Origin of the sequence: Parabacteroides sp. CT06 (assembly GCF_002257605.1) — a bacterium.
Taxonomy (GTDB): domain Bacteria; phylum Bacteroidota; class Bacteroidia; order Bacteroidales; family Tannerellaceae; genus Parabacteroides; species Parabacteroides distasonis.
In genome coordinates this window covers 2,671,021-2,682,992 of the sequence record NZ_CP022754.1, presented here as the reverse complement: position 1 = coordinate 2,682,992, position 11,972 = coordinate 2,671,021, and the positions used below count along the sequence as shown (strand labels likewise).

Annotated in this window: 9 protein-coding genes; 6 read left to right on the top strand and 3 right to left on the bottom strand. The window is 45.3% G+C overall.

Annotation, left to right across the window (positions count from 1 at the left end; genetic code table 11):
* Positions 1–4: 4 nt before the first annotated feature.
* Complete coding sequence (locus CI960_RS11690; protein ID WP_005855996.1) at positions 5–823, top strand: peptidylprolyl isomerase; 819 nt, start codon at positions 5–7, stop codon at positions 821–823.
* 153 nt (positions 824–976) lie between these two features.
* Here the strand turns inward: CI960_RS11690 and CI960_RS11685 are convergent, their stop codons facing one another.
* Positions 977–1,444, bottom strand: a complete 468-nt coding sequence (locus CI960_RS11685) for a WbuC family cupin fold metalloprotein (protein WP_005855998.1) — start codon at positions 1,442–1,444, stop codon at positions 977–979.
* 120 nt (positions 1,445–1,564) lie between these two features.
* Between CI960_RS11685 and CI960_RS11680 the strand changes: the two genes are divergently transcribed.
* The 4 genes from CI960_RS11680 (at position 1,565) to CI960_RS11665 (ending at position 7,770) form a co-directional block, all read left to right on the top strand.
* The gene (locus CI960_RS11680; RefSeq protein ID WP_094582354.1) at positions 1,565–3,022 is read left to right on the top strand and encodes an MBOAT family protein; all 1,458 of its coding nucleotides are present in this window, start codon (positions 1,565–1,567) and stop codon (positions 3,020–3,022) included.
* A 5-nt stretch (positions 3,023–3,027) separates the two neighbouring features.
* Positions 3,028–3,936: a hypothetical protein gene (locus CI960_RS11675; protein ID WP_005856002.1), complete on the top strand. Its 909-nt coding sequence runs from the start codon at positions 3,028–3,030 to the stop codon at positions 3,934–3,936.
* 44 nt (positions 3,937–3,980) lie between these two features.
* A complete protein-coding gene (locus tag CI960_RS11670; RefSeq protein WP_005856004.1) occupies positions 3,981–6,716 on the top strand; it encodes a substrate-binding domain-containing protein in 2,736 nt (911 codons plus the stop codon).
* Between the two features lie 175 nt (positions 6,717–6,891).
* A complete protein-coding gene (locus CI960_RS11665; RefSeq protein ID WP_005856006.1) occupies positions 6,892–7,770 on the top strand; it encodes a carbohydrate kinase in 879 nt (292 codons plus the stop codon).
* A 292-nt stretch (positions 7,771–8,062) separates the two neighbouring features.
* Here the strand turns inward: CI960_RS11665 and CI960_RS11660 are convergent, their stop codons facing one another.
* Positions 8,063–8,551: an SPOR domain-containing protein gene (locus CI960_RS11660; protein ID WP_005856008.1), complete on the bottom strand. Its 489-nt coding sequence runs from the start codon at positions 8,549–8,551 to the stop codon at positions 8,063–8,065.
* Positions 8,552–8,636: 85 nt separating this feature from the next.
* Between CI960_RS11660 and CI960_RS11655 the strand changes: the two genes are divergently transcribed.
* On the top strand, positions 8,637–10,748 hold the full coding sequence (locus tag CI960_RS11655) for a S9 family peptidase (RefSeq protein ID WP_008780335.1): 2,112 nt from the start codon (positions 8,637–8,639) through the stop codon (positions 10,746–10,748).
* Positions 10,749–10,816: 68 nt separating this feature from the next.
* Here the strand turns inward: CI960_RS11655 and CI960_RS11650 are convergent, their stop codons facing one another.
* Positions 10,817–11,875 (bottom strand): class I fructose-bisphosphate aldolase, encoded by a 1,059-nt coding sequence (locus CI960_RS11650; RefSeq protein WP_005856012.1) that lies wholly within the window; start codon positions 11,873–11,875, stop codon positions 10,817–10,819.
* Positions 11,876–11,972 lie beyond the last annotated feature (97 nt).

The following is an 11,972-nucleotide window of genomic DNA, read 5'->3' as shown; positions in this document are numbered from 1 at the left end:
AGGTATGAAACGACAAATTTTCTCGCTGTTCCTGCTCTTGCTCACGTTGGTAGCTTGTGGGGATAAGCCTTTGGACCCGAATAAACCCGTATATGTGAAAATCAAGACGACGATGGGAGACGTCACCGTCCTGCTATACGACGACACGCCTCTTCACCGGGATAACTTCATCAAGCTCTGTCAGTCGAACGAGTATGAGGGTATGCTTTTCCACCGTGTTATCAAGGAGTTTGTCGTGCAAGGTGGTGATCCGGAGAGTAAAGCGCATGAGCCGGGTGCCTTGTATGGGGATGGCGATGGTGGTTATACCGTTCCCGCTGAGATATTACCTAATCATTTTAATAAGAAAGGCGCTTTGATCGACGCGAAAGAGATCGATGCCGTGAATCCGGAACGTGCTTCCGCCGGTACGCAGTTCTGTTTTGTGCAAGGGAAAGTCTTGGACGACAAGGAGCTTGCGGAGAAAGAGGCTCGTATCAACGAGATCCGCCGCAACTGGTTGTACTATAAATTCCGGGATGAGCTGAAAAAGCAAGATCCTTCCTTGGCCGCCGATTCCTTGGAGAATGAGTTACATGCCCGTGCGTCCATCTTGGTGGAAGATACGTTGGCGGTATTAGGCCCGGTAGTGATCCCGGCCGAACGGCGTGAGATTTATAAGACGATCGGTGGCGTTCCGCATCTGGATGGCTCGGTAACGATCTTTGGCGAGGTAGTGGAAGGCTTCGATATCGTAGAGAAGATCTCCGTGGTAAAGACGGATAAGAACGATCGTCCTTTACACGACGTGATGATTAAATCGACGAAGGTTTTCCAGAAATAATAACAATGCCTATTATAAGGAGGTAACGATGCCCATTGTAAGCTCCTTATAATGGGCATCGTAAACACTTTAGAATGGGCATTGTTAAAACCCTCGGATAGCTCTTGTTATACGAGGCTGATCGCTAGCTTGTTATACTAAAAGTATCATCAATCATATTTGGCTCTCGAGCCATTCCAGATACTTCTTTACTCCCTCCGTATCTTCCGCCTCGGGGCTCCAAGGCGCTAGGTTCTCCGGTGCTAGCGGCGCGAACGGCCCTTGCTTTATCTCATAAATAACCGATCCGGATTCCAGTACCAGAAGCCCGTGCCATGTCCCTGCCTTGATCTCCGCTCCATAAGCGCCTTCCTTTGGATTCAGTATCGTTTTCTCCGTGATATTCCCTTCCTCGTCAAACAAGAATACCGCTACCTTCCCACGTAGCAACAAGAAGATCTCGTCTTTCGCCGGATTTAAATGCCGGTGCGGACGCAAATACGTACCGGGCTCCATGGCATTCAGTAACCGATTGATCGGATCATCCAATCTCTCATGGAAATTATAGTTCATTCGCAGGCGGGGAGACTGCAAGGCTTTGGCCTGGGTCTCGTCGAGTAATTGTTCGTTGATTATCTTCATCTCTGTATCTTATTGTATTTCTGAGCCACGAATATACGAAATATTTATTGGTCAATGCTTGATATTCCTTATCTTTGCGCCTTGATCATACATATTCTTGAGTCTGAAAATTAAATATTTATGTTATTTAATTCCATAGAGTTCCTTATATTCCTGCCATTGGTTTTCTTTGGTTACTGGTTTGTTTTCAAGTCTTTGCGGTGGCAAAATATATTTGTGGTAGCTGTTAGTTACCTGTTCTACGGATGGTGGGACTGGCGCTTTTTGCTGCTGATCCTGTTTACGTCGTTATGCAGTTACTTGAGTGGAGTCTATTTGGAGAAATGCGCTGGCAACCGGTTGGTCCAAAAGTGGATAAGTGCCGGTAATATTTTACTGAACCTTTCGATCTTGGGCGTATTTAAGTACTTTGATTTTTTTACCGAGAATTTGGTAAATGTCCTTCACCTATTGGGCTGGGATGCCGATTACGTGACGTTGAATATCTTGCTCCCTGTCGGGATCAGTTTTTATACGTTTCAGGCTTTGAGCTATACGATTGATGTTTACCAAGGTAAAATCAAGGCGACTCATGATATCGTGGCATTCTTCGCTTATATCAGTTTCTTCCCCCAATTAGTGGCGGGCCCGATAGAACGGGCTACCCATTTGTTACCTCAGTTTCTCCGGCCTCGTAATTTCGATTGTGATCTGGCGTTGGATGGTATACGCCAGATGCTTTGGGGATTTTTCAAGAAAGTGGTGGTTGCCGATAACTGCGCTTTGTTCGTGAACGGTGTGTTTGAGAATTACCAGACGTTGGATGGGAGTACCTTGTTTCTGGGGGCTTTCTTCTTTACGATACAGATTTACGGGGATTTTTCCGGATATTCGGATATAGCGATCGGCTGTGCCCGGTTGTTTGGCATAGACCTTATGCAGAACTTTAAGTATCCTTATTTCTCCCGGGATATAGCGGAGTTTTGGCGGCGTTGGCATATCTCTTTGACGACTTGGTTCCGGGATTATATCTATATACCCCTAGGGGGAAGCCGGGCAGGGAAATGGAAGAGCTTCCGGAATACCCTTGTTATTTTCTTGGTAAGTGGGTTCTGGCACGGGGCTAACTGGACGTTTGTGGCATGGGGAGCGTATCATGCATTGTTGTTTCTGCCATTGTTATTGTTGGGTCAAAATAGGAGGTATAGAGATTCCGTGGCGGAAAACAGTTTCCTCCCCTCTGTGAAGGAATTGACACAGATGGGAGCTACGTTTTTGCTGGTCTTATTGGGATGGATTCTGTTCCGGTCGGAAGATATATCCCAAGCGGCTGTGTATCTCGAGCGGATGTTCAATGTCTCGTTATTCTCGGCTCCTCAGCTTGTGGGCTTGGGATTCGGGCAACTCCTGCTGAAGAAATGTTTCTTTTTCACGGCTCTTATGTTCATCGTGGAATGGATCGGCCGAAAACAAGCGCATGGGTTGATGATAGAGGACCTTAGCCTTCCGGTTCGGTATGTTATCTATACGGTATTGCTGATTATCATCTATGGTTTCGACGCCAGTAATCCACAAGGTTTCATTTATTTTCAATTCTGATAAGTATGAGAAGGTTCTTTATTGCTATATTCCGGTATTTAGGGGTGGTAGGATGTTTAGGGTTGCTTAGTTGCCTGCTGATCCGCTCTTATTTTCATATAAGCGTACCCAGCCTCAAAAGTGATCCGGAAGTGGAGGTATTGATTTTGGGCGATTCCCATCCTTTACATTCGATATCCGCCGATATGCTGGGGAAATCGAGGAATGACGCTAAATCCAGTGAGAATTATTTCAATACCTATATCGATTTATGCTTGAAAGCGCCTTACCTTCCCCATTTGAAAACCGTGATATTGGGGTTTGGTTACCACACGTTTACCGTGGCCGATGATTCCTATCAAGATGAGTTTCCTGCCTATATGTCTATTTATCCCCATCTAAAGGAGCGGGAGGATTTGCGACTTTTGGTACAGGAGGCTGTTTCGCCGGTAACCCGTAAGGAGGTCATGTATTCGTATGAGTTTGGCGTTCCGTTCAAGAATTGCGTAGCTGAGATTAAAAGGAATGTGATCGAGCGTATTTTCACGGGGGCGACCGGGGGAACACTAGACGTTATTATCGATCGTCATTACTATGATGATAAGGGTGCTTATTTATTGCCATCCTCATTTCAACAAGAGATGTTGGGGCGAATCGTAGAGGAATGTAAGAAGCGGGATCTGTCTCTTATTTTGTACAATGCCCCTGTTTCCACGGAATATATGGAACGGGTTCCTTCGAGTTATCGAGAATTGACGGATTCTTTGGCTCGGGAATACGTGGATGATAAAACGGTCTTTTATTTGAATTATACGGCTGTACCGTTACCTGATTCTTGCTATAGGGACGCTGATCATTTGAATGAAATCGGTATCCATAGATTTACCCCGTTGTTAAAAGATACCTTGACTTGTTTGGGGGTAATTTCGGAATAGTTTTCGTATATTTGTAGAATAAACGATCGAATTAAATATACCACATGAAAGGAAACCCGCTTTATATCCTGCTTTGGCTATTCCTTATTCTTTGCTTTGCCTGTTCGCCCGGTAAAAAAGAAAAGAAATATGTCATCGGTGTATCTCAATGCTCGATGACGGATATTTGGCGTCAATCCATGATACGTGATATGGAAGTAGAGGCTTTAAATCATCCGGAGATCGAGTTGGTCGTAATGGATGCTAGTCAGGATAATGATACTCAGATCAGCCAGATAAAAGGTTTTATCAAGAAAAAGGTGGATTTGCTGATTATATCGTCGAATGAGACCGAGCCTGTTACGCCTGTCGCTGTTGAGGCGTACAGGGCTGGTATTCCCACTATCATATTGGACCGGAAAATTAATAGCGATGAATATACGACGTATATTGGAGCGGATAATTACGAGATCGGTCGCTCGATCGGAATGTACATCAGCTCCTTGATCAAGGGGGAGACAACGATTTTAGAGATATGGGGACGGAGAGGCTCTTCCTCCGCTACAGAAAGACATCAAGGTTTTGTCGATGCGATGTCTATTGATCCGAATGTGAAAATCCGGGAGTTGGATGGGTATTGGTACAGGAAGAATGCCTATGAGGAAGTCTTGAAGCTGGATTCCATAGAGGATGTCGATATCGTTTTCGCTCATAATGATATGATGGCCTTAGGGGCCCGTGAGGCGATTGAGGAGCGAGATTCGTCGCTGGTGAGGCACGTGGAATTTATAGGCGTGGATGGACTCTTGGGAGGAGGCTTAGGCGTGGAGGCGGTTGCGCAGGGTAAGTTGGATGCCTCTTTTTATTATCCGACAGGTGGTGGGGTGGCTATTAAGGTAGCATGGCAGATCTTAAGCGGACAAGCTTATACGAAAAAGTATGCGTTAAGCACCGCTATGATCGATAAGACCAACGCCGGTACCCTTTATTTACAATCAGACCGGTTGGTAGAATATCAACGCCAGATCGAGAAACAGCGTGCGAATTTGTCGCAATTGCTCTCGAAATATAACTTTCTTTATAGTTCCTTGATTATTATCTTGATATTGGCGCTTTTGTTGGGTGGTTCCGCTATTTACACGGTTTATATTAATCGTAAAGTGCGCCAGAAGAATCATTTGTTGAATGAGAGAAATCGTTTGGTACAACAACAGAAAGAGGAACTCTCGGTAGCGAACCAGCGTATCGAGCAAGTCACGACACAGAAATTGCAGTTCTTTACGAATGTATCTCACGAGATAAAGACTCCTTTGACCTTGATTCTAGGGCCTCTGAACAAGATGGCGCAAGATGCCCCGGCAGGCGCTTTCGCGGATGATATCCGCATCGTTAAGAAGAATGCGGAACGCTTGAAACGTGTGATCGACCAATTGCTGGATTTCCGGAAGATAGAGAATAATAAGATGGGATTGCGGGTTACTAAGATGGATTTGGTCTTTTTAATCCAAGAGGTGAAATCTTATTTTAATACTCTGGCCCAGAGTAAGCGAATTGATTATACCTTCCTGCATGAAATGGATTCTCTTTTTGTTTGGGTGGATACGGACAAAATGGAGAAGATATTAACGAACTTGCTTTCGAACGCTTTTAAGTTTACCCCGGAGCAGGGGAAGATTACGATTCGTTTGCGGGAGGAGGAGACGGAGGTTGTCTTATCGGTGGAAGATAATGGAGAGGGTATTCCCCCGGAAAACCTAGCCTCCGTATTCGAGCGCTTTTTTACAAGCGGGCAAAGCTATGCTCCGGGAACGGGTATCGGACTGCATCTGACACGGGAATTTGTCCTTATGCATAAAGGCTCGATCCACGTGGAAAGCGAGCAAGGCGAACGGACAGTGTTTACCGTTCAGATCCCGAAAGGTAAATCTCATTTTGATGAATCTTGTGTCTTTCTGTCGAATGCGACAGAATCGTCCTCTGGTGTAGCGCATTTGGATATATCCCAAGTTCAAGAAACGTTGAATAAGAAATATGATTATATGATCTTGATCGTTGAGGATGATTGGGATATTCGCGCTTATTTACAGCATGAGTTGTCCGGGAATTTTAATGTACTTGTAGCGGAGAATGGTGCCAAGGCCTTGGATATTCTATTGAAGGAAAATGTATCACTGGTCGTCAGTGACGTGATGATGCCGGAGATGAATGGCTTCGAGCTTTGCCGCCGGGTTAAGTCGGATATGGCCCTCAGTCATATCCCGGTAATCTTGCTTACGGCTCTTTCGGATGACAGTCAACGCTTGTATGGATTTGAGGGGGGAGCGGATGAATATATCCAGAAACCGTTCAATATCGAGATCGTGAAATTACGTATCATTAAATTGTTGGAAGAACGTAATCGTTTGCGAGAGGTTTTCTTGAAAGAGTCTCAATCGCCTGCGGGACTTTCCATCGAGACAAAAGGGAAGGTAGAGAGTCTGGATGATTTGTTTATGCGTAAGTTTATCGCTTTGATAGAGGAGAATTATAGCGATCCCGATTTCAGTATAGAGAAAGGCAGTGAGAAACTGGGCCTGTCTCGTGTGCATTTATATCGAAAGGTGAAGGAGTTGTCCGGGATTACCCCTACGGACTTTTTGCGTAACTATCGTTTGAAAAAGGCATCCGCCCTATTGAAGCAGCGATCCGGAACGATTAGCGAGGTTGCTTATGCCACGGGATTCGGCTCGCCGGCCTATTTCTCCAAATGCTTTAAAGCGGTTTATAATATAACGCCAACCGAGTTTATAGAGTCTTTGTAAGGATGCTGCTTGTACAGATGTTACATACGGGTAACGTCTGTTATTGTCCCTTGAAAATAAATCTTTTATGTAACTTGTGTGATTTATCTTGTAGCTATAGTTATCGTTGTATTTATAACGATGATATACTTTTGCGGTGTCGATAAGTACGAAAGTTGTTTTTAATAGAAAGACCATGGAACAGGTGACTGAATCAAGACGTAAACCAATTGTCGTTGGGATTGGAGAATTATTATGGGATATGCTTCCTTCCGGGAAAAAGGCTGGGGGGGCCCCGATTAATTTTGTCTATCATGCGTCTTGCCTAGGTGCTGAGGGATATGCTATCAGCGCTGTCGGAGATGATGAGTTGGGTAAAGAGATCGTTGATGAGTTGGATAAGAATCATATCCAGCATTTGATCGAGAAAGTGCCTTACCCGACGGGAACCGTTCAGGTAGAGTTACGAGAAGGTATCCCTACTTATACGATTCATGAGCGAGTGGCTTGGGATCATATATCGCCTACATCCGATGCGATTGATTTGGCGGAGAAAGCGGACGCTATTTGTTTCGGTACATTGGCCCAGCGTTCCCGTCAGTCTCGGGAGACGATACAAGCGATCTCATCGTTTGCGCCGAAAGACGCTTATCGTTTGCTGGATATCAATCTTCGCCAGCGATACTATGATAAGGAGTTGATCGAGGAGTCTTTGTACTTAGCGAATGTGTTGAAGGTGAATGATGAGGAGTTTAACGTTCTTCGGGACTTATTCGGCTTGAATGGAACTGAGAGGGAAGTGGCTTTATGGTTTATTGAGAAATACGGCCTTCGGATGTTTGTCTTGACTGCGGGGAGCTCCCATAGTACGATTTATACGAGAGAGGAGATCTCTACGTTGCCCACGCCGGAGGTCACGGTGGCGGATACGGTCGGGGCGGGGGATGCTTTTTCGGGGGCTCTAATCATTTCGCTCTTAAAGGGGAAGTCCTTAAGCGAGGCCCATCATTTCGCTGTAAAGACAGCGGCTTTCGTTTGTACGAAAGAAGGTGCGTGGCCGGTTTATGAAGAGTAATTCGTTTATATCATATGTGTTTAGATGTTTTGAGTTTATACAATTTCGAATAGGTATTACGTTTTTAAGGTAAAAAGGTTGTTAGGATATAAGAAGAGAAAGGCAAAAAGAAAAAGATGGTTTTTGTTTTAGGTTAAGTTAGATTAGATTGGTGAAAAGTGGCTCGGCTGTTGAAGTCGGGCTATTTTTATGTCCTTATGTTTCCTTCAAATAGAATGGTCTCGATAACCTGCAAGATTCTTCTTACAGGCTAACGAGACCTTCCGCTTTTATCTTTTCTGATAGCTTACAATTAATAAGCTCTCTCCAATAACCAAGCATCTTGGAAGTTAGGAGCGTATTTCGCCTTGATGGCGTCACGGCTATCGGCGGCGTCCGCTTTATTGTCGAAGCTAGCGACGATCACACGCAACATCCCTTGCTCGTTCTCGCCCAACACTGCGTTGTAACCATCATTCTGCATACGTTCTTTTAATGCGTAAGCGTTTGTCTTGTTCTTGAAACTGCCGACAACGACGCTATAACGTTTCAGACGGCTGGCGTCCTCACCTTGAGCGGCGTTGATTTTTTCCGTACGAGTGGTAGCCGTAGAGGTTCTGGGTTTTGAGACAGGAGCGACCTCAACAACTTCTTCCTCTTGTTCTACAACCTCAACAGGAGCTGTCGACTCTTTTTCTTTGGCCTGTTCGTAAGCAGCCTTGTACGCGCTCTGTTTAGGTTTACATGAGCCGAGTGCTAATACCATACATACAGCGGCTCCAAATAACCAAATCTTATTCATACTGTTCAGTTCTTATAATTAGTAACGCGAAGATATAAATTATATTTAGTACTTTCGCACTCAAATTGTAATATATTATAACGGCATGAATAAATCTATCGGAACAATGATTATGGCAACATCCCTACTGTTAGGTGCTTGCAATCCGGCTACGGATGTGAACGTGAAGGAGACCGGCGATAAGAACCTTATCGGGAAGTCGGACATCCGGATCAAAGACGGCCGCATGACCCCGGAGGCTTTGTGGGCCATGGGACGTATCGGCGGTATGAACGTATCTCCGGACGGGAAAAGAGTGGTGTATACGGTGGCGTACTATAGTGTACCGGAAAACAAGAGCAACCGTGAGGTCTTCGTGATGAACGCGGACGGATCGGATAATAAGCAAATCACGAAAACCGGATTCGCTGAGAACGAGGCCGTATGGATCAAAGGAGGAACCAAGATCGCTTTCTTATGTAACGAGAGCGGTAGCAGCCAGCTTTGGGAAATGAATCCGGATGGGACGGACCGTAAGCGACTTTCCGATTATGATAAGGATATCGAGGGTTTCGCTTTCTCTCCCGATGAGAAAAAGGTCTTGTTTATCTCGCAAGTGAAAACCGTGAACAGTACCGCTGATAAATATCCGGATTTGGATAAGGCGACAGGTGTTATCATTACGGATTTAATGTACAAGCATTGGGATGAGTGGGTGACTACCGTTCCGCATCCTTTTGTCGCCGATTTCGATGGCGAATCGATCAGCAATCCTGTGGATGTGATGGAGGGCGAGTTGTTTGAGAGCCCGATGAAGCCGTTTGGCGGTATCGAGCAATTGGCTTGGAACACTACCTCGGACAAGATTGCCTATACCAGCCGCAAAAAGACGGGTAAAGAATATGCGATCTCCACGAATTCGGATATTTATGTATATGATCTGAATACGAAGCAAACGACCAATATAACGGAAGAGAACAAGGGATATGATACGAATCCCACCTATTCTCCGGACGGAAAGAGCATCGCTTGGTTAAGTATGGAACGGGATGGTTACGAGGCGGATCAAAATCGCTTGATGGTAATGAATCTGGAGACGGGTGAGAAAACATTCGTAAGCAAGGATTTTGACTCCAACGTGGACTCTTATTGCTGGAGCGCTGATTGCGAGCGTATCTATTTCACGGGCGTTTGGCATGGCGAGTCGCAGGTTTATCAGATAGACTTGGCGAATGGCAATAAGATTACCCCGCTAACCGAAGGTATGTACGATTACGCCTCTGTCGCTCTTCTGGGCGATAAGCTGATCGCTCAACGTCATTCCATGAGCATGGGAGACGAGATCTATTCGATCGATTTGACAGGGGATCATACGGTAACTCAACTTACGTTCGAGAACAAGCATATTTACGACCAGCTTACGATGGGTAAGGTGGAGGAGCGTTGGATGAAGACGACAGATGGCAAGCAGATGCTAACGTGGGTTATCTATCCGCCTCAGTTCGATCCGAATAAGAAGTATCCTACCTTGTTGTTCTGTGAGGGTGGCCCGCAAAGCCCTGTTAGCCAGTTCTGGTCTTACCGCTGGAATTTCCAGATCATGGCGGCTAATGATTATATTATCGTGGCACCGAACCGTCGGGGGCTTCCCGGATTTGGCTTGGAATGGAATGAGGCTGTCAGTGGCGATTATGGCGGACAATGCATGAAAGACTATTTCACCGCTATTGACGAGGTAGCCAAGGAACCGTATGTAAATAAGGATCGCTTGGGGTGTGTAGGCGCCAGCTTCGGTGGATTCTCCGTATATTGGTTGGCAGGTCATCATGATAAACGTTTCAAGGCGTTTATCGCCCACGATGGTATCTTTAATATGGAAATGCAGTATCTGGAAACGGAAGAGATGTGGTTCGCCAATTGGGATATGGGTGGAGCGTACTGGGAAAAGCAAAACGCTACGGCTCAGCGTACATTCGCGAACTCCCCGCATAAGTTCGTGGACAAATGGGATACGCCTATCCTTTGTATCCATGGAGAGAAGGATTACCGGATCTTGGCTAATCAAGGAATGGCAGCGTTTAACGCCGCGGTTCTTCGGGGTGTACCGGCCGAGTTGCTGATTTATCCGGATGAGAACCATTGGGTATTGAAGCCCCAGAATGGCGTTCTATGGCAACGCACATTCTTTGAGTGGTTGGATATGTGGTTGAAGAAATAAAATTTGAAGGCCGTCCCCAAAGTATATAGCTTTGATGGACGGCCTTCTTTTCTCAACGCAATAACAAACTAAGCGATAGTAATATCCTTATCCAAATAAATATCTTGAATTGAATGAAGTAACTCCACGCCGTCTTTCATCGGACGTTGGAACGCCTTTCTTCCGCTAATCAGCCCCATGCCACCCGCACGTTTGTTTATGACAGCAGTGACGACAGCGTCTTTAAGATCTGAGGCGCCATGAGATTCCCCGCCGGAGTTGATAAGCCCGACACGTCCCATATAATTATTGGCTACTTGGTAACGGCAGAGGTCGATCGGATGTTCTGTCGTTAACTCTGTGTACATCTTTTGATCGATCTTCCCGAAATTGATAGCGGTGAAACCTCCGTTGTTCTCCGGTAGCTTCTGCTTGATGATATCGGCCTTGATCGTGACACCAAGGTGATTAGCCTGTCCGGTCAAATCGGCTGCTGCGGAATAGTCGATGCCATCCTTTTTAAAAGAGCTGTTTCGTAAATAGCACCATAATACGGTCGCCATACCTAGTTCATGGGCATACTCGAATGCGTCGGCAATCTCGACTAGCTGACGTCGGCTTTGCTCTGATCCGAAATAGATCGTGGCCCCTACAGCTACGGCGCCCATATTCCATGCTTCCTTCACCGTACCGAATACGATTTGATTGTAAGAATTCGGATAAGTAAGAAGCTCATTATGATTTAGTTTTACCAAGAATGGAATCTTATGAGCATATTTTCGTGCGACTGACCCTAGTATGCCGAACGTAGAAGCGACTGCGTTGCAACCACCCTCGATCGCTAATTTTACGATATTCTCCGGATCGAAATAAATGGGGTTTGGAGCGAAGGAAGACCCTGCGGTATGCTCGATATCTTGATCTACCGGGAGGATAGAAACATATCCGGTGTTAGCTAATCTTCCGTGCCCCAACAAGGTTTGCAGACTATTGAGAGTCTGTATGTTTCTATCTGAATTGCCCCACACATCGTCCACGCAAGTGGGTGATGGAAGATGAAGCAGCGATTTATCAATAGTCTTACATACGTGATTTAAATAATAATCACTTTTGTCTCCTAATAAACTAATAATCTTTGATGTATCCATATAAATAAATATTTACTTAGTAAACAATCGCTGTCAAAAATAAGTTCCATAGTTTTTATCGATTAACACATAGAATTAATCTATCGATGAATTATGG

Bases quoted from the DNA above. Each gene is read 5' to 3' on its own strand.
- CI960_RS11665 (WP_005856006.1), top strand. From the start codon at position 6,892: ATGGAACAGGTGACTGAATCAAGACGTAAACCAATTGTCGTTGGGATT.
- CI960_RS11660 (WP_005856008.1), bottom strand. From the start codon at position 8,551: ATGAATAAGATTTGGTTATTTGGAGCCGCTGTATGTATGGTATTAGCA.
- CI960_RS11675 (WP_005856002.1), top strand. From the start codon at position 3,028: ATGAGAAGGTTCTTTATTGCTATATTCCGGTATTTAGGGGTGGTAGGA.
- CI960_RS11650 (WP_005856012.1), bottom strand. From the start codon at position 11,875: ATGGATACATCAAAGATTATTAGTTTATTAGGAGACAAAAGTGATTAT.
- CI960_RS11680 (WP_094582354.1), top strand. From the start codon at position 1,565: ATGTTATTTAATTCCATAGAGTTCCTTATATTCCTGCCATTGGTTTTC.
- CI960_RS11685 (WP_005855998.1), bottom strand. From the start codon at position 1,444: ATGAAGATAATCAACGAACAATTACTCGACGAGACCCAGGCCAAAGCC.
- CI960_RS11655 (WP_008780335.1), top strand. From the start codon at position 8,637: ATGAATAAATCTATCGGAACAATGATTATGGCAACATCCCTACTGTTA.
- CI960_RS11670 (WP_005856004.1), top strand. From the start codon at position 3,981: ATGAAAGGAAACCCGCTTTATATCCTGCTTTGGCTATTCCTTATTCTT.
- CI960_RS11690 (WP_005855996.1), top strand. From the start codon at position 5: ATGAAACGACAAATTTTCTCGCTGTTCCTGCTCTTGCTCACGTTGGTA.